This window comes from Sorangium sp. So ce448 (assembly GCF_051520915.1).
Taxonomy (GTDB): domain Bacteria; phylum Myxococcota_A; class Polyangia; order Polyangiales; family Polyangiaceae; genus Sorangium; species Sorangium cellulosum_B.
On record NZ_CP150343.1, the window covers coordinates 12026228 to 12044142 of the forward strand.

The following is a 17915-nucleotide window of genomic DNA, read 5'->3' on the forward strand; positions in this document are numbered from 1 at the left end:
CGCGGGCGAACGGAGGGCATCGGAGCCTGTCGAGCAAAGGGGACCCGTGTCGAGAGGAACTTCAGGAGGGAACCATGAGCGCTGCCACGACGGCGAACATCATGTCACCGGGACTGTTGAAGGTAAGGGAGAGAGCGGAGCGAGACCCGGAAGGGGTCCTTCTCGCGCTGGCGCACCTCATCGACGAGGAAGCGCTGCAGCGAGCGTACCGCAGCCTCCGCAACGAGGCAGCGGTGGGCGTGGATGGCATCACGAAGGAGCAGTACGGGCAGGACCTGGAGCGCAACGTCGGCGATCTGCACGCGCGGATGAAGTCGATGCGTTACCGGCACCAGCCCATCCGGCGGGTGCACATCCCGAAGGAACGGGGCAAGACGCGACCGATCGGCATCTCGTGCACCGAGGACAAGATCGTCCAGGCCGCGGTGCGGGAGGTACTGGAGGTCGTCTACGAGCCGGTCTTCCGAGACGTCTCGTACGGGTTTCGGCCCGGTCGCAGCGCGCACGACGCGCTGCGCGCCCTGAACCGGATGCTGCTCGGCGGGGTGGAGTGGATCCTGGAGGCCGACATCGAGTCCTTCTTTGACAGCATCGACCGCACGAAGCTGATGGAGATGCTCCAGGCCCGGGTCGCCGACAAGTCGCTGCTGCGGCTGGTCGGCAAGTGCTTGCATGTAGGGGTCCTCGACGGTGCGGAGTTCTCCGTGCCGGAGGATGGGACGGTGCAGGGCTCGGTCCTGTCGCCGCTGCTGGGCAACGTCTACCTTCACCACGTGCTCGATCTGTGGATCGAGCGCGACGTCCGACCGCGGCTCATGGGTAAGGCCACCCTGATCCGCTACGCCGACGACTTCGTCATCGGCTTCGAAAGGGAGGACGACGCGAAGCGGATGATGGAAGTGTTGCCGCGACGCTTCGAGCGGTACGGACTGAAGCTGCATCCGGACAAGACCCGCCTTCTGCCCTTTGGGCGCCCGGACAACCGGGATTCCGGGGGCGAGGGTCCGGCGACCTTCGACTTCCTCGGCTTCACGCACTATTGGCGGCGAAGCCGATCGGGGCGATGGATGCCGGGCATGAAGACACGCAAGGCGCGCCTCCGACGGGCCATCACGGCCGTCGCCGACTTTTGCCGACGCCATCGGCACTTGCCGGTCAAGGAGCAGCACGCCGCGCTCACACGGCGCATCGTCGGGCACCGCAACTACTTCGGCGTCAACGGGAACCTGCGGAGCATCGCGCTCCTGATCCGTACGACCGAACGGGCATGGCACAAGTGGCTATGCCGGCGGAGCCAGCGTGCGCACCTAAACTGGAAGCGGTTTCAAGAGCTGCTGCGGGATTTCCCGCTGCCTAGGCCGCAGATCCGCGTCCAGATCTGGACGTCCCCCTGAGCCCTCTCGGCGGAAGAGCCGGATGGTGGAAATCTCCTTGTCCGGATCTGGCGAGGGCCCCCGGGGTAGTTGACCGGGGGCTACTCTACCGCGCTCTGCGCGGCCCTCGAAGGTGGGCGCGACGCCCATGAGGGCGGCGCGCGGAAACCAGTCCTGCCCGGTCCAGTCGCTCCTCGTCGTGCCACGCGACGCGACGCCCGGCGAAGGGCTCGAACCGCTGGCGCCGTTCCACGTTCTCAGCCTCCTCGAACGCTGGGCGCTTGCGCCGGAGAACCGCGCTTTCCTTGTCGACGTGTATGTCACCCACGTTCGGCCGATCGGCATTCACCCGTTCGACGACGAGTTCCTTGCCGACGAGTAGCGCTGGATCACGTCCTGCCACCAGCACCCTCCCGGCGGCGATCGCGCTCCCGTTCGGCGCGTCGGCCAGGTGATTGCAGGTCATCGCCGGATCCCCGAGGTGCGCGGCCGGCTTGTTGTTGATGAGCACCGTCTTGCTGCCCGCCTGGACCCGAGCCTGATTCGACGGCGGCCGCTGGAACGTGCCCTCTGGAGGTACATGCGCGGGCGCATTCGTTGCCGCGGGCTTGCCCGCCTTCGGCTGATGCGCTGGCATCCTCGCTTCTCCTTATCTCGCGGCAACCACCGGCTCACGGACCGCAGTAGGGCGCGAGCGAGTTCCAGGTCTTCTCCTCATGATGGGCCACATGGGCCGTCACGCTGAGCGGCTTCTCCGGCTGCCCAGACGGAGCGATCGGCACGAAAGTCATGATCCATAACGCGTCGCCGATCACGGCACGGAGCCCTCGACCATCGACCAGGACACCGAAAAGGCTGTCCACCTCGGGAATCTTGATAAGCGGTAGTTCTTTTCTCGCCTGGACGAAGATGCCGTAGAAGTCGTCGTGCGCCCAGGAACATTCATGCTCTTCCGTAGGGTAGAGCCAGGTGGCTGTAACGTCGAGCACCGCGCTTCCGCTACCGCCGGGTAGTTCACCGCCGCCCACCGCCTCCATATAGCGGCACTCCGGCTCCTCGCAACGCTTCTGGGGAATGAGATCTTCAGGTGGAGCACGCTGGGTCAATGTCTCTTTCTTATGCAAGAGGCACCGCTCCGGCGATTCGGTCTGTTGAAACGCGACCGACCGTGCCGACCGACCCTGCTCAGGGCACACCCCCTCGAGCACCCGCACGACTCTCGCGATCTGGGGTCCCCAGCTCTCGCGCTGGAGCAGATACTGCCCCGGCATCACCCTGCACGGCGGAACTCCGTCGCCCAGTATCCACACCGGATCGTTGCTAGAGGTGGCACCTCGCGCCCGCGCGCTGGCTTCGTCCAGCGGTACCTCGGAGTCCTCCTGCACGGGCTCTCTGGGCGGACTCTCCACCACTTCGGGCAAGAGCCAGCGCTTGTCATGGGTGCGTTGTTCTTCATTGAAGGTGGCCACCCGGGCACGTTGAATCGGTGGACATAGGCCGACCTGCTCCCTCGACGCTGCGGACGGACGAGGCGCGGCGTGCGCGACACCGGCTTCGGGCTGGGCCTGTCGCGCCGCCGGTCGGCAGGCAGAGGAGGTCACACCGATTGCAACGAACAGACCAAGGAGAACAAGACGACTCATCTCGCGCCTCATGATACCCGATCGGAACGGCTGGGACACGGCGTCGACCTACATCGCGGCCGCCTGTTGTGCCTCGGTTTCGGCCTGCATGGCTGCCGCCAGCGCCGCGTCTGCAGCATCCAGCGCCTTTTGCCTCTTATTTCTGGCATCTTCTCGCTGGGAGCTGCGAACGTGAACGAGGCGGAAGCCCAGCTCCGGCATCGACGGCCGAGGATCCGGCTAAACGCCGCGCAGCGGCGAGCTCTCGAATGAATGCTGAATCGAATGCAGGCGTGAGCCGCTCGATGCGCGGCCGCGGTCGTGCCAAGATCTGCAGGCTACCCTCGTGGCGCTCAACGTGCAGGACCGTCAGGAGTCACGCGCCCCCGGTGTCTGTGGCAACAGCGTCGCCAAACCTACCCCCGGGCTCATCAGCTGGATATCAGGAGGCACGCGCAAGAAGGGAAGCGTACCCGATGGCCTCATCATTCAGAGGCCGCTCACGATATACACCGAGACGAAGAACTTCGACTGGTTCCACGATGCGCGGCTCGAGCAGCACCCCAAGGCGCTCCACGAGGACGGTAGCGGCGTCAAAGCTCTCGTCGCCCTCGGGAACTTCGAGGCGCTGACCGACAACGGCTTCTCGAACATTGTGGCCCTTCGACGTGAACGGTCGCCGGGGTAGCCATGATCGAGCTCCTCGGGAAGCCGCACGGGGCGGCGACCCCAGGGCACCTCGCGCCCGCTCCTGAAGTACCATCGGCCCACCGGTGACTTCCCCGTTCCTTGAGGCCCCCGAGTCCGCCTGGATGGCGAGCAACGCGCTCGCCTTCGCGACCGCTTCCCGGTCAGCCCCGGCCACACGCTCGTCGTCCCGCGCCGCCTCGTCTCGACCTGGTTCGAAGCCACCGCCGAGGAGCGCGCCGCGATCTTCGAGCTGGTCGACACGGTCAAGCGGGACCTCGACGCCGAGCTCCACCCGGACGGCTACAACGTCGGGATCAACGCCGGCGAGGCCGCAGGGCAGACCGTGATGCACCTGCACGTCCACGTGATCCCGCGCTTCCGCGGCGACGTGGACGACCCGCGCGGCGGCGTGCGCCACGTCATCCCGGGCCGGGGGAACTACCTCGCCGGGCGAGCCCCGCCGCTCGCGACCGGCGGCGCCGAGGACCCCTTCCTGCGCCACCTCGCGCCGGTCTTCGCGCGCGCGACCGACGTGGCCATCCTCTCGGCCTTCGTCCAGGAGAGCGGCCTCGACGTCCTCGAGAGCCACGTGTTCGCAGCGCTCGCGCGCGGCGCCCGCGTCCGGCTCGTCACCGGCGATTACCTTCACATCACCCAGGCCACGGCGCTCGCCGAGCTGCTCGACTGGGCCGGCGGCAACGCCGCGCTGGCGGGCGCCGAAGGCACCCGGGGCAGCTTCGAGGCGCGCGTGGTTGAGGTCGACACGCTCACCGGCAAGATCCGCTCGTTCCACCCCAAGTCGTGGCGCTTCGAGGGCCCGGGCTTCGGCGCCGCGTTCGTCGGATCGAGCAACATCTCCCGCGCCGCGCTCGGTCCCGGCATCGAGTGGAACCTCCGTGTCGACCGCCACCGCGATCCGGACGCCTACGGGGCCGCCGCCGGCGCCTTCGAGCGCTGGTGGTCCCGCGCCCGGCCGCTCACGGCCGACTGGGTCGAGAGCTACGCTCGTCGCGCGCGGCAGGTCGCGGTGGGCCTGCCGCCGGGGGAGGAGGACGCCGAGCCCATCGATATCCCGCCTCCCCCGCATCCCATCCAGCGCGAGGCGCTCGCCGCACTGCAGCGGAGCCGCGCGGAGGAGGGGCGCCGCCGCGCGCTCGTGGTGCTGGCCACCGGCCTCGGCAAGACGTACCTCGCCGCGCTCGACGTCGAGGCCTGGGCCGAGCACCACGGCCGCCGTCCGCGCGTCCTCGTGCTCGCCCACCGCGAGGAGCTCCTCGTCCAGGCCGCCCGGACCTTCCGCCGCCTCCTGCGAGACCACACAGCGCGCTTCGGCTGGTGCGCCGGGAGCGTCGGTGAGCTGGCCGGCGATGTGGTCTTCGCCTCGGTTCAGAAGCTGTCCCGCCCCGAGCACCTCGCGCGCCTCGCCCCGGGGAGCTTCGACTACGCCATCGTCGACGAGGTCCATCACGGCACCGCACCGAGCTACCGCGCCATCCTGGACCGGCTCGATCCGGGCTTCTTGCTCGGCCTGACCGCCACGCCCGAGCGCGCCGACGGCGCGGATGTCGTCGGGCTCTTCGACGATCACGTCGCCTACCGGGCGGACATCGGCGCTGGCATCGAGCGGAAGCTGCTCGTCCCCTTTGCGTATTTCGGCCTCAGGGACGAGACCGATTACCGCGCTGCCACCTTCCAGAACCGGAGGTTCGATCCAGGAGAGCTGGAGAAGGCCATCGACACGGACCGGCGCCTCGAGCAGATGTGGCGCGCGTGGCAGGAGCACCCGGGGGAGCGCACGCTGGTGTTCTGCTGCTCGATCCGGCACGCGCACCATGCCTGCGACTTCCTCGCCACACGAGGTGTTCGCATCGCCGCGGTCCATTCTGGTCCGGAGTCGGCGCCGCGCGAGGAGGCGCTGGCGGACCTCGTTGATGGCAAGCTCGACGCGCTGTGCGCTGTCGACCTCTTCAACGAGGGGATCGATCTGCCGAACGTCGATCGCGTGGTGATGCTCCGTCCCACGGAGTCTCCTGTCGTCTTCTTGCAGCAGCTCGGCCGCGGTCTGCGCGTCGCGGACGGGAAGGCGCGCCTCACCGTGCTCGACTTCGTGGGCAATCACCGCGTGTTCCTCGACCGCGTGCGGACGCTGGTCTCGCTCGGCTCCGAGCCGTCCGATCTGCGCGATTTCCTCGGCGGAATCCGCGCCGCGCGCCTGCCGCCGGGCTGCACGGTGGACCTCGATCTCGAGGCCAAAGATCTCTTGCTCAGCCTGCTTCCTGCCCGCGGGAAGAGCGAGGTGGAGCGCGCGTACCGGGATCTCCGCGACGCGCGCGGCGAGCGCCCGACGGCCGGCGAGCTGTTCCGGATGGGCTATCGGCCTGCCACCCTGCGGCCGGCTCACCAGGGCTGGTTCGATTTCGTGGCTTCCGAAGGCGATCTGAGCCCGCAGGAGCTCAGGGTCCTGCGCGCCGCCGGCGCGTGGCTCCGGGAGCTCGAGATCACCGCGATGAGCAAGTGTTATAAGATGGTCACGCTCGAAGCGCTGCTCGAGGCGGGTGCGCTCTTCGACGGGATCTCGATCGTCGAGCTCGCGCGCAGGAGCCAATCCATTCTCGCTCGCTCTCCGGAGCTCTCGCGAGACCTCGACGGCGTGGCCGAGCTGGGCGGCGGTCGCGAGTTCGACGAGCCGCGCTTCGTCAGCTACTGGAAGGAGAACCCCATTGCCGCGTGGACGGGTGCGCGAGGCCGCCGCTGGTTCGCGCTCGATGGGGACCGCTTCGTCTCGAAGCTCTCCAGTCCTCCAGGCGGCGAGGAGGCCTTCGCCGCGATGACGCGGGAGCTCGTCGACTACCGGCTCGCCATGTACCGCGCGCGCCGCCGCGAGGACGTCTCCGGCGCGTCGTTCTCGGCCAAGGTGCTGTGGAACAAGCGCGACCCCATCCTCAAGCTGCCCTCGCGCGCAGCCCGCCCTGACCGCCCTTCAGGGGACGTCGACGTCCGCCTTCCAGACGGCGAGGTGTGGCGTTTCCGCTTCATGAAGGAGTTCTGCAACGTCGCGCACCGCGCGGGCTCGCAGCGCAACGAGCTCCCGGATCTGTTGCGCCGCTGGTTCGGCCTCGCCGCTGGCCGGCCTGGAACGGCGTTCCATATCCGCTTCGTCCGCTCGCCCGATGGGCTATGGGTCGAGCCGGAGAGCCCCGAAGGGGTCTCCACAGCGCCGCGCGACGCGCTCATTGCCTTCCCCGATCTGCGCGCGGCGGCGGGCGCCGCCGGCGTACCGACGGAGCTCCCTCCCGAGGCCGAGACGGTGCGGCTCCCGATCTCCGCCGCGCGCGGCGATGGGCTCTTTGCGGTGCGCGCTTCGGGCAACTCGATGGATGGCGGGCAGCGTCCGATCCGCGACGGGGACTGGCTGATCATGAGGTTTGCGCGCGGCGCCTCGTACGATGCGCTGGACGGCAAGGTGGCGCTGCTTCAGGTACCCGATCGCGATCTGGGGTTCGCCTATCAGATCAAGCGGATCGTGAGCGATCGGTCGGGCTGGTGGCTCCGCTCGGACAATCCGGATGCACCTTCGTACGAGGCCACGGCCGAGACGGTGCCTGTCGCGCTCCTGGTCGAGGTGGTCCGCCCTGAGGACATCGGCCCGAGCCCCGGCGAGCGCTTCGAGGACGACGAGGCTGCAGCCCGCGCGTTCGGGCTGGAGGAGCCGTCGCGGACCGGCCGTGTCGGCGGTCACCTCTTCTTCTGTCTCGAGGCGCCCGGAGCGCTGGTCACGCCCGACCGCGTTCGATCGCCGGTGCCAGCCCAGGAGCGCCGCCCTGGGGAGACGGCCTTCGTGCTCGCGCGGTCGCCCGGCGAGCCCGGATGGCGATACCTTGGCGTGGCCCGTTACCTCGATGAGGAGGGGCTCTGGGCCTGCCCGGGAATCGACCATGCCACGTACCGCGTCCTGGGATCAGGCCGTGCGGTGTCCCGATCGCTCCCGGCGGGGAGCCGCGAGCGCGCGCGGGCGCTCGTGGAGGAGCTGCTTCGGCGGCCCGGCGCGGGCGCCTTCGTGGAGCGGGACGGCAGGCGATGCAGGATCGTCGGCCGGGCCGACGGCGGCGGGCTGCGCATCGACGGTGGCCCGGACGGCTTTGAAGAGCGAACGGTGTCGCTGACCGATCTCGCGTGGGTGATCGTCGCGAGCGACGACGTCAGGAAGAATGGCGGACTGCTGGACGAGCAGCGGGTCAATCGGCTGCGCTATCTCGAGGGGACGCCGCGGGCGGCGACGCGGTGGATCGACACGGGATGGGCGCTCGTGCTTGCGGCAGCGGTTGACACGGCGGGCGAGGGGTGACGGCCTGGAGGGCGGCGCCGGGAAGGTTGGTCCTGGCGGTCAGCCACCCGTGGATCCGCCGCGTGAGGCGGTTCTCGCGGTCCGCCGGTGGCTTGCGCGCCGGCCGTAGCAGTGAGTGCATGGGGCGCGCGTCCCTGTGCCTTGCCAAGAACCGATCGCACGAGCGTTCCCCGAGATCGAGACGGTTCACCGCGCGGGCCCACCTCGCCTGGCGAAGTGCGCGTAGTAGCGCTGGACCATGTCCTGCCAGCTCGCGTACTCCGCCGGGGACCCGCGAAGCCGCACTTTCCAGGCCGCATCGACGACTGACCGGACCTCGCCGGAACCCAGGCCGTAGCGCTGGAAGATCGACTCGGCCATGGCGGGGGACAGGGCCAGCTCCGCGCAGAGCGCTGCATACTGCGCGAGCGGCAGGATTGCCTCCAACGACCCTGGGAGGGGCGCCATACCGCCCTCCTCGGCCGTGCTCGACGGCCTGGAAAGCGGCGATGCCGCGGAGCTCTGGGAGGCAGCTCCGGTCACAGGGGCCGGCGAGGACGCGGTTTGCGCCAGCAGCTCACGGGGGATCGCGACGTGCAGTGACGTCTCCCGGAGGTCTGCTGCCGCGTGAGGAGCGGGCCTCGATGCCCCGAGAGCGCCGGTACGCCTCGTGGATGCTCCGGTCGTGAACGGGAGCGCGGGGCCGCGGGGAATGTCCGAGAGCGGTGCGGTCTCCGCGATCACAGGAGGCGGACGCTTCCCCGCCATCGCCGCACCGGATCGAGGGAACGGCAGCTCCGGCGCTCGCGGAATGTCGGGCACGGCGCCGGTGCCGGTGAGCGACCCCGCAGCGCGAGGAGGCTTCGGCTCGGCCGTCGCGGTCGCGAGCTCGCCTTGCACGGGCACGAAGGGGAGCACCGCGTCTCGGGGGACACCCAGCAGGGGCCCCGTGCCCTGGAGCGCCGCCGGGGTCATGGCCGACGCCGCAGGACCGACGATCGCCTCGTAGGACGGCGCGGCAGGCGCAACTGAGGCGGCGATAGATGCTGGCGAGCGCTCGACATGGCCAGCCTCCCGCGCTCGGGCGAGGAGCATCTCCAGCCGACGCGCGTGATGCGCCTGGAGCCGCTCGAAGTCCTTCGCCAGCGCCGCGTCACGCTGGAGCGCTGCCTGCCACCGCCGATCCAGACCGGCGCGCAGCTCCTCATCGGCCAGGCCGTGGCGCCGCAGCACCCGTTCGCGTTGCTCCGGCAGCGCATCGAGCTCCGCGCAGAGCGCAGCGTACTCGGCGAGGCCCAGCCCGGGCTCGCCGAGCGGTACCGGAGCAGAGCGTTCGTCGGCAGGCCCCTTCGCCGATCTCCGCGCCTCGGCTACCCTCGACGGTCGCAGCACCCGAGAAGCGATCCGGAGCGGCCCGAGCTTCCCGGGCTTCGCGTGCAGCTCCTCGAGGAGCTCGCCGACCTTCGCGTTCTCTGCCGCGCGCCGCGCCCATCGGCGGCGGAGCCGCGCAACGTCGTTCATGCTCAGGTCGTGCTCCTGCAGCAGATCGAACGGAGCCGGGTGCGCCCCGAAGGCCGCAAGAAAGCTCACCCAGGCGGCCGCGTCCTCCGCGAGCGGCTGGACCTGCCGATCCAGCCAGTCCTCCGCCTGCGCCAGCTCCTGCTCGTACGCCGCGAGCAGCTCCAGCTCCGCGGCCAGCCGCTGCTTCCAGGCTAGATCGGCCCGCGCAAACGTACGCGGCTTCAGCCCCTCGACCGTGAGCACGTCGGCGAGAGGGAACCCCTCCGCCAGCGCCGCCCTGACGGCCGCGTACTGCGCCAGCGAGATCCCTTCGCTCGCTTCCTGCGCTATCGCTGCGGGCTTCGTGGCTGCCGCCATCCTCTTGGTCCCTAGTCGCCGACCAGCACCGTCCCGGCGGCGATCACGCTCCCATTCGGGGCATCGGCCGGGTCGTTGCAGGTCAGCGCCGGATCTCCGAGGTGCGCGGCGGGCTTGTTGTTGATGAGCACCGTCTTGCTGCCCGTATGCACCCTGGCCTGGTTTGACGGATGACGCTGGAAGGTGCCCCCTGCGGGCACATGCGCGGGCGCGTTCGCCGCGGTGCTGCCCTGGATCGCTGCTGGCTTGCCCTCGACGAGAACGTCTGCGCTCAGATCGCCGGACAGGTTTCCGCTGAACGGCATCGGCGTCGGCGTGGGCACAGGCCCTCCCGGCGACGGGACCATCAGCACATGCGTGTCGATGCCGACGATCCTGTCGCCTTGCTTCGCCGCTGGCTTTCCTGGCCTGGGGGATCGTGATTGCATGTTCCTCCGTGCTATTCTGTGCTCGTTACCGGGGCGATGTACCGCGCGTGTCTCCTGCTCGAGTGGACTCGATCGGACCGACGGCACTCCGGCAGCTGTCTGCGTCCTTCAGGACAGGTGAAGGCGCCATGCGTCGTCGTGCTGCTCGGGCCATCGGGCGATGTTGCTCCTGTCGGGCGCGCGGGCGTCGATCGGCGTCAGCCGCTCCCCTCGTCACCCGGCTTCGGTGCGTCGACCCCGACGGGTGGATCGAGGGGCTTGCCCGTCTGCGGGTCGAACCGCTGGAGCCGCTTTCCCTCCGGTGCGCTCAGCCCGGCGGCCCGCGCCTGGCCGGGCTGGAACGGCATGTCGCGTCGCGGAACGAACTCCTTGATATCGGCCGTGCCCTGGGGGATGGCCGCCCCTTCCAGTGGGCTCGGCGGGCCGCCGCGCCGGCGGGGCGCTGGTGGACCTGGCGGCGTTGCGACCCCCTCGGAGCGGGGTGGCGCCGGGGGCCGGCTGCCGTCGCTGGCGGGCCGGGCGTGCGCGCTGGCGGCCCAGGGCGAGACCTCGTTGCGTTCGGTCGGCGAGCGCGACGAGACGAACGCCGGCCCCTGAGGGGGCGCGAGCGCCGGCGGCGCTGGAACTGGAGGCGGCGGGGCGGGCACCGGCGCGGCGCCCTCCGCCGCCGGGCGCTGCATCGGCCCGAGCGACACGAGCGACGGCCGCTTCGCCTCGAGGCTGCGCCGGGTCCGCGCGAAGGCCGAGCTGAAGCGGAGCGCCTGGATGCCCTGGTTGCGCTTCGCCGAGAGCGCGAGCTCCGCCGTGTGCTCGGCGTCGGCCCGCTCCCAGTCCGCCGGCGCGACGCCGAGGCGCGCGAGCACCTCGTAGAGGTCCGCGCCGCGGAAATAGACCACATGGGCCAGGACCTCGGCATACCGCTCAAGCCGCATGATGCTTCCGTCCTTTCCGCTCACGTTGGCTCTCCCTCGTCACGGCGCGTCCGCGTCGGGCGGGACGGGCCTCTTCATGCGGCGCAGGTTGTCGCACGACTCTTCTCGGTAGGGGCACACCGCCGTGAAGAGCTCCACCGCCTTCTCGACGTCCTTCTGCGTCCCGCGGCCGGTCTCGTACATCTCCGCGAGCCGCTCGCAGCTCATCAGCCAACCGACGTCGCGGTTGTCGATGCGGCAGCCCAGCTTCGTGACCTCGAAGAGCTTCTTGTCGACCTCGGGTCCGCTCCCCTGCTTCCGGATACGCCCCGCCATGCGATCGCACGCCAGGTCGCGGCCGTGCTGGCAGGCGGCCATGTCGAAGAAGCTCGCCTTCTCCGGGTCCTTGGGCACGCCCTTGCCGCGCTCGAACAACTCCGCGAGCTCCTCGCACCGCTTGAAGTCGCGGCTGACGGCGCACGCACGGTAGGTAAACTCCGCCACGGCTTCCGGTCCTTGCGGATCAAAGCCGTCCTCATCGACACAGCCCATCGCGAGCGAGCAGGCTCCCCGGCCGGCGCGGCACTCGGCCTGGGAGAACCTGCAGAGTTTGTGGCCGAGCTCCTTCGTGTAGCTCTTCCGCTCGGCCGGCGTCCTGTCCGACCAGGGGTAGCGGAGCACGGGCCAGCACGCGCCCATCTCGCCCGCGCCGCACATCGTGCGGAGCGTCATCGCCAAGGTCTCCGCGCGGGCCTTGTCTCCGCTCCGCTGGGCCGCTTCCATCAGCGTCGAGCACGCGGCGATGTGGGACGCCGCGCAGGCGTCCTCCGCGGTCTTCTGTGCGGTCTTGCCCACGGTGTCCCGAAAGATGCTCAGCTCCTCCGGATGACGGAGCACATCCAGGGCGAGGGCCAGGCAGCCCTGCTGTTCGCCGTGATCACAGGCCATCTTGTGGTGAACAGCCTCCACCAGCTCTGCCGTCGCTTTGATCGGCCAGTCGTGAACATGGTAGTACTCCACGGCGAATTGCATGCACGCCTTGGTGTTCTTGCCTTTGCATGCTTTCGTATAGAGCTCATCCGCGCGTGACGCATCTTCCGCCACGCCGAAGCCGTGGAGGAATAGCCAGCCCGCAGCGCGGCACCCCTCCATGTCCCCCCGCTCGCAGCGCAGAAGGTCCGCCGAGGGATCCTCCGCCGGCGGCAAGGAGAAGAGCACGATGTCCGGAGCCTTCGCCGGCTCGAGCGGCGCAGCGCTCGGGGCCGGCGGCGGCACGACGACCTGTCGCGCCTCGGGGGCCCTCGACGGCACGCTCGATCCACCGCATCCGGTCAGCAGCACCGAGAGAGCCGCCGCGACGAAGGCCGAGCCGTCAGGCAGACGCTTGAGCATCGCCGTCTCCTGTGAGCGAGGGCGCCCCGTCCAGGAACATCGAGGGCGTGAGCGCGTCGATTCGCTCCCTGGCCGCTGCCCCGGTGCCGAACCTTGGATGCCAATAGATGCCATTCCAGGCGGTCTCCTTGAGCTTGTTCTCGATCGCCTTGGGCCAGGCGGCGCTCTGTTCTGGCCCGCCTGAGCTACCTGACATGTACTTCCATCGGCATTGGAAGTGCGCCTTGCCCGCGTAGTCCGCTTGCTGCCGCCCGCTGTTCGTGATCACCACGGCGGGGAAGTAGTGCTTGTACAATATCAGGTTTGCAGGATCGCCGAGCTGATTCTTGTACTTGGGTGCGACTTCAGACATGAACATGCTCAGCGTCATCTCGCGCCCGCCGTGTGCCCACATCGACCGGGCGAGGACCCCGTGCGGCATGAAGAAGATGACCCACGGCTGCAGGTTCGTGAAGCCGGGGGTGTTCCTGATCCCCCAGAGCATCTGCGCGATGGTGTAGTTCTGCTCCAGGGAGCCGCCGTACATGCGTGCGAGCCGGCTCACGTAGAGCACGTCGTCCGGTATCATCACCGCCTTGCTGGGCCGCAGCGTCAGGACAAGGCGGAACAGGCCGATCGGACGCGCCTTCTTGATGAAGGCGGCCATCTCGCCGAGATCTTCGGGAGGAGGCGGCGTGACGCCCATGCCGCAGAAGCCGAGCATCTGCCCTGGGCCGACCTTGTTCTGTGCGCCTCCGTCGACGATGCCGACCTGCATGAACTCGACGAGCGCTCCCCGCCCCGGGCTCTCCCGGCTCTCCCCCTTGATCTTCGCCCAGAAATTGGAGCCGTTGCCGGTGTCCATGAGCTGCACGAGCGGTTTGTCCTTGTGCACCCGGAGCACGTAGTGGATATGCGAACCGTCGAGCTGCTTCTTGAGATCGATGACAATGGCCTTCGTTCTGGTGTCGAGCGCCAGCGCCTTCTGACGCTCCCATTCGGCGAGGCCTTTTTTCAGCTTCTCTTGCATCTGAGCGCGCTTTTGCTCCGCAAGCACCGTCTGGCCTTTTTTCTCGAGAAGTCGAATATCCTTGAGAAGCACGGGGTCTTCCGTCGGTTTCGCGAGCTCCAGCTCTTGCTGGTAGTCGGGCGCGACCCTGTCTTTCTGTGAATAGGCGCTCTCGACCTCCTGCGCTCCGGGCGTCTTGCGCGCTGCGAAGTGCTTCAGGAGGACCTTTTCAGGAATGCATTCGTCCTCGTACCTGCTCAGATAGAGCGTGACCTTCTGGGCTCCGGCGTCAGGATCGAACACGAAGATGGTCCCTGGCGCGAGCGGGGGCGAGAGCTGCCTGGCGCGCTCGACCGTGAGCAGGTCCTCGTACGCGACGGGCGGAGACGATGCTCCTGCATCCGGCCCCGCGCTCGCCTTGTCCGTAGCAGCGGAATGGAGGGTGTACCAGCGCCCGCCCTGCGGGGGCGGCTCATCGGCGGGGGCCGCAGGCTTTCCTGAGAAGATGGCGAAGCTTCCAGTCGCGAACTGGGCTGCGTAGCCGATGCTGTCCAGGTGCTCGATGCGAAAGCCACGCGTCAGCGCTCCGTAGGTCGCAAGGTGCTGGCAGGCGACGACGATCGGCACGGCCGGATCATCGTTCTTCTGCTCTTTCCAACGAGGCGCCATCGGGTCCTCGAGCAGCCTGCCGTCCTTCATCGGGCCCACGACCGGCGCCTCCTCGTCTTTGACCCGCAGCGAGTCGTCGGGGGGCCCTGAGCCGTCGGGGGGCCTCGATGCTTCTCCCTGCGGCTGAGCGGTCTCCAGGTCGTCGCGAATCGGTTCTGGTGTCAGCCAGGACTCGATGTTGTAATGCCCATACGTGACCTTGTACCTCTTCGACTCCCGCGTGAGCGTGCTCCGGTACCGCCGCTGGATCCGGCTGAAGATGTACGTCTCCCAGTTCTCCGAAACGGGGAACCCCGCCACGCCCATCCTCGTCCCCATGTCGTAGGAGCCTCCGAGGTTGCCATACGTGGCGCCGAAGAGGATCTCCGTGACCGCCTGGGCCCATTGCTCCTCCTTGGGGTCCTCGCACCAGTTCATGAGCGGCCCTGCCTGCGTGAGCCACACCTGATCCATCGGAAAGACGCGGATCCGCTGGTCGATCCACGCGAGGACATCGCCGATCGTCTCCGGCCGGGAGAGCGCGCCCTCCGGCACCTCGTGGCTCACCGGTCGTACCCCGTCGTCGCCGAACACGGTGCCGTCCGGCGCCCCCGCGGCCATGTCGTTGATCGCGACCGTCAGCCGCGGCGGCTCGTCCCCGTAGGGGTACGCCTCGGAGAGCTTCGTCAGGAAATCCCCAGCCGGCGCCTGCGCCGGCCCACCACCGCCCTGGTTCCCGTCCGCCATCTCGATCTCCTCAGCTGCCGTGTACACGCGCGAGCTCGCCCGCCGTCTGCGCGTCGAGCTCCCCTGATTCTCCGAGCTCGTGGTCCTTCTGGAACCACGCGAGCGCCGCCCGGAACCCCTTGTCCGCCGGAGGATCCTCCTTGATCGCCCCCTCATAGTAACCGAGGTTCTTCAGCCGTCGCAGCGCCCCTTCCACCGTCGTCGCCTCGGGCAGCGCGGCGACGCGCACGGTCCACTTCTTCCTTGGGCCCGTCGGGTACTTCCCTGGCCACATCGTGATCTCGACGAGCTGCGCCGTCTCCGGGATCTCCACCGCGATCGCCCCGTCCACGTCCGTCTCGCCCTCGAACAGCCGGCCCTCGGCGACGAGCTGGTAGCGCTTGCCCGCATACGGCTCGAGCTCCTCGTCCGTGAGCTGCACCTTGAACGGCTTCGTCTTCGCCTCGTCCTCGTCGCCGCCGGGCGGCGGCTCGTCGCGCGAGCAGTTCAGCTTCACCAGCTTGCCCCACAGCGCGGCGTCCTCGTCGAGCTCCAGGGCCGCGTCGGTGGAGAACATGCGGATCTTCTTGGCGGCGAGCTCCGCCTCTTCCCCGAGCGACAGGGTCGGTCCCTTGCCCGCCAGCGAAAGGGCCTGCGTGCCGGCGATCTCCACCCGGCCGGCCATGATCCTGATCCCCTCCGGGCTGATCTCGAGGGAGCTCTCGCCCGCGGAGAGGGTGAGGCTCCCCTGCGTCATGAGGCGCAGCGACTTCGAGCCGCCGAGCACCAGGGAGCCCGAGACGTTGATCTGCGCCGCGCCCGCGTCGTCGCCCGTGCCGACATCGATGCTGTACTCACCCGTGACGCGGAGGATGGACGGACCCTCGACGGTGAGCTCCGAGCCGCCGAGGAGGCTCGTCTTGTCGATCCCCTCGACACGCAGCGCGCGGCTCCCGAGCACGTGCTCCTCGCTCTCGCCGAAGACGCGGACGCTCCTCCGGCCCTCGACCTCGAGGTCGTCGTCGCGACGAACCTTCGTGAGCCGATCGCCCGTGTCGAGCGCGTCGCGGCTGGCCACCATGACAGAGCGGTCGCCGCCGACACCGACCCGCTGATCGGTCCCGACCCGGACGTCGAGCTCGCGCTCGGCGCGCAGGTGGACGAGCTCGCCGCCCTTCCGATCCTCGAAGCTGAGCTCGTTGTGGCCGCCGCCGTTGGGGCTGCTCCGCGTCTTCACGCCGCTCCGGGTCCTGGCCTCGGGGAGCTGGAACGGCGCGCGGTTCACCGCGTTGGCGACACAGCCGGTCACGAGCGGGCGATCGACGTCGCCGCCGAGGAACGAGACGACCACCTCCATGCCGACGCGCGGGACGAACTGGGTGCCGAAGCCGCGCCCCGCCCAGAGCTCGGCGTGGCGGATCCAGCACGAGCTCCGGTCGTCCCCCTGGCCCTCGCGATCCCAGTGAAACTGGACCTTGATGCGCCCGAACGCGTCGGTGTGCACCTCCTCGCCCGGCGGGCCCACGACGGTCGCGGTCTCGACGACCTGCTGGATGCGCCGCGGCGCAGGGCGCGGCCTTACGCAAACCGTGTCCGGCGCGCAGGCGAAGCGGGCGCGGTAGGTGGGCGAAGCGCCCGAGACCTGCGGCGCCTCACCCTCGTGCTCGACGCGCGTCACGACCCAGCCCCGGTCGTACGCCGCCACGTCGTGCTCTTCCAGGAAGAAGCGGTGGCCGGGCACGAGTCGCCGGCACGCGCTCTCCCCGCGGGCGACAACGGCCTTCCGGCGCAGCTGTTCCAGCCGGATCGCGGCGTCCTCGCGAGCGACCTCCACCTTCTCGTAGTCGCCATGGTGCTCGTAGTGCTCGTAGCGGCCGTCCTCTGCGCCGCCGTCGAGCTGCGCCGTCCTCGCCGACGAGGAGGGGTGGAACAGCGGACGTTCGAAATCGTAGTCGCGGACGACGGCTGACGTCGGCCGGACGGAGCGCGCCGCGACGAACCGCTGGACGTGGTCCTCGCCGGGCGTGAGGGCGCCGGTTCCTGCCGGCGCGCTCCTGTGAATGAGCCGCGGGGCGCCGGGGATCGGTGGATAGACGCTCGCGTCGTCGCCGATCACCATCCGCTCGGCGCCTTCGCCGGGGTCGTGCTCGAAGTAGTAGAAGAGCCCTTCCTCCGCGAGCAGGCGCGTCACGAAGTCGCGGTCGGTCTCGCGGTACTGCACGCAATAGGCGCGCTTCGGAGCGGCGCGGACCCGCGCGATGCGGCGGGGGATGCGCCATTCCTCCAGGACGAGGTCGACGATCTCGTCGACGGTCCTGTCCTGGAAGATGCGGCTAGCGCGGCGCCTGCCGAGCAGCGACAGGCGCGAGGCGAGGCGGAGCCGGTACGCGCTCCGGCCGTCGTCGAGCGCGGCGCTCCACGCCACGTGGGTGCAGACGCCATGAAAGACGCGGAGCGGAGCGCCCTCGCCCTGCAGCGCGAGATGCATCGGCTGCTCGAAGATCTGCGGCTCGAAGGCTGCCGGATCGGCGAACGGCACGGCAACGTCGATGTCGACCCGGTAGCCGCGCGAGATGGACTCGCGACCGCGAAACGCGAGCACGGTGAGGTCTCGCGCTGCGAGAGAGCCAGCGCGAAGCTCGAAGGTGGATGGATGAGGCGCCCCGTTCGACATGGAGCGATCCCTATATCACGACCGAGAGTCGTTCTCCCGGCTCTCAGCGTCTTTCTCACGCGCCTGCCTCCGACGGCAGACCGCATCGGCGAAGGTGAGGGGAGAAACAAGTTCTCATTACGAGAGATCTGTTCTGTGTCTCGACTGCAACAGTTGCGGTGTGACGTCATCGGTGGGTTTCGGCTTGCACCTTATCGTGAACTCAAGAGGTGCTGCGGTGAGACGACAGTGGACCTCTCCGATGAGTCATAGAGGCCAGAA

General features: G+C 69.1%; 12 protein-coding genes. 4 read left to right on the forward strand and 8 right to left on the reverse strand.

Going from position 1 to position 17915, the window contains the following annotated elements; all coding sequences use genetic code 11:
- The first annotated feature begins 101 nt into the window (after positions 1-101).
- The gene (gene ltrA, locus WMF45_RS45295; protein ID WP_437719648.1) at positions 102-1394 is read left to right on the forward strand and encodes a group II intron reverse transcriptase/maturase; all 1293 of its coding nucleotides are present in this window, start codon (positions 102-104) and stop codon (positions 1392-1394) included.
- Positions 1395-1479: 85 nt separating this feature from the next.
- Here ltrA and WMF45_RS45300 read toward each other — a convergent pair whose 3' ends face one another.
- Both WMF45_RS45300 and WMF45_RS45305 read right to left on the reverse strand, forming a co-directional pair.
- On the reverse strand, positions 1480-2010 hold the full coding sequence (locus WMF45_RS45300) for a PAAR domain-containing protein (protein WP_437713021.1): 531 nt from the start codon (positions 2008-2010) through the stop codon (positions 1480-1482).
- Between the two features lie 34 nt (positions 2011-2044).
- Positions 2045-2842 (reverse strand): hypothetical protein, encoded by a 798-nt coding sequence (locus WMF45_RS45305; protein ID WP_437713022.1) that lies wholly within the window; start codon positions 2840-2842, stop codon positions 2045-2047.
- A 69-nt stretch (positions 2843-2911) separates the two neighbouring features.
- On the opposite strand from WMF45_RS45305, the gene WMF45_RS45310 reads away from it, so the two are divergent.
- The 3 genes from WMF45_RS45310 to WMF45_RS45320 all read left to right on the forward strand — a co-directional run bounded on the left by WMF45_RS45310 (position 2912) and on the right by WMF45_RS45320 (position 8030).
- The gene (locus WMF45_RS45310) at positions 2912-3268 is read left to right on the forward strand and encodes a hypothetical protein (RefSeq protein ID WP_437713023.1); all 357 of its coding nucleotides are present in this window, start codon (positions 2912-2914) and stop codon (positions 3266-3268) included.
- 73 nt (positions 3269-3341) lie between these two features.
- Positions 3342-3683 (forward strand): hypothetical protein, encoded by a 342-nt coding sequence (locus tag WMF45_RS45315; protein ID WP_437713024.1) that lies wholly within the window; start codon positions 3342-3344, stop codon positions 3681-3683.
- A 120-nt stretch (positions 3684-3803) separates the two neighbouring features.
- Positions 3804-8030, forward strand: a complete 4227-nt coding sequence (locus WMF45_RS45320) for a DEAD/DEAH box helicase family protein (protein ID WP_437719649.1) — start codon at positions 3804-3806, stop codon at positions 8028-8030.
- Positions 8031-8216: 186 nt separating this feature from the next.
- On the opposite strand, the gene WMF45_RS45325 is transcribed toward WMF45_RS45320, so the two are convergent.
- The 6 genes from WMF45_RS45325 to tssI all read right to left on the reverse strand — a co-directional run bounded on the left by WMF45_RS45325 (position 8217) and on the right by tssI (position 17654).
- Entirely contained in the window at positions 8217-9887 is a 1671-nt protein-coding gene (locus WMF45_RS45325) for a hypothetical protein (protein ID WP_437713025.1), read from the reverse strand.
- Positions 9888-9898: 11 nt separating this feature from the next.
- On the reverse strand, positions 9899-10315 hold the full coding sequence (locus tag WMF45_RS45330; RefSeq protein WP_437713026.1) for a PAAR domain-containing protein: 417 nt from the start codon (positions 10313-10315) through the stop codon (positions 9899-9901).
- A gap of 197 nt (positions 10316-10512) precedes the next feature.
- Entirely contained in the window at positions 10513-11247 is a 735-nt protein-coding gene (locus WMF45_RS45335; RefSeq protein ID WP_437713027.1) for a hypothetical protein, read from the reverse strand.
- A gap of 39 nt (positions 11248-11286) precedes the next feature.
- Positions 11287-12618 (reverse strand): hypothetical protein, encoded by a 1332-nt coding sequence (locus WMF45_RS45340; protein WP_437713028.1) that lies wholly within the window; start codon positions 12616-12618, stop codon positions 11287-11289.
- The gene (locus WMF45_RS45345) at positions 12599-15028 is read right to left on the reverse strand and encodes a hypothetical protein (RefSeq protein ID WP_437713029.1); all 2430 of its coding nucleotides are present in this window, start codon (positions 15026-15028) and stop codon (positions 12599-12601) included. Before WMF45_RS45345 ends, WMF45_RS45340 begins: the two co-directional genes overlap by 20 nt.
- Positions 15012-17654 (reverse strand): type VI secretion system tip protein TssI/VgrG, encoded by a 2643-nt coding sequence (tssI, locus tag WMF45_RS45350; RefSeq protein WP_437713030.1) that lies wholly within the window; start codon positions 17652-17654, stop codon positions 15012-15014. The genes WMF45_RS45345 and tssI overlap by 17 nt, the downstream gene beginning before the upstream one ends.
- Positions 17655-17915 lie beyond the last annotated feature (261 nt).

Excerpts from the sequence above, each read along its gene's own strand:
- ltrA (WP_437719648.1), top strand. The coding sequence starts at position 102 with ATGTCACCGGGACTGTTGAAGGTAAGGGAGAGAGCGGAGCGAGACCCG.
- WMF45_RS45300 (WP_437713021.1), bottom strand. The coding sequence starts at position 2,010 with ATGCCAGCGCATCAGCCGAAGGCGGGCAAGCCCGCGGCAACGAATGCG.
- WMF45_RS45325 (WP_437713025.1), bottom strand. The coding sequence starts at position 9,887 with ATGGCGGCAGCCACGAAGCCCGCAGCGATAGCGCAGGAAGCGAGCGAA.
- WMF45_RS45330 (WP_437713026.1), bottom strand. The coding sequence starts at position 10,315 with ATGCAATCACGATCCCCCAGGCCAGGAAAGCCAGCGGCGAAGCAAGGC.
- WMF45_RS45335 (WP_437713027.1), bottom strand. The coding sequence starts at position 11,247 with ATGCGGCTTGAGCGGTATGCCGAGGTCCTGGCCCATGTGGTCTATTTC.
- WMF45_RS45340 (WP_437713028.1), bottom strand. The coding sequence starts at position 12,618 with ATGCTCAAGCGTCTGCCTGACGGCTCGGCCTTCGTCGCGGCGGCTCTC.
- tssI (WP_437713030.1), bottom strand. The coding sequence starts at position 17,654 with ATGTCGAACGGGGCGCCTCATCCATCCACCTTCGAGCTTCGCGCTGGC.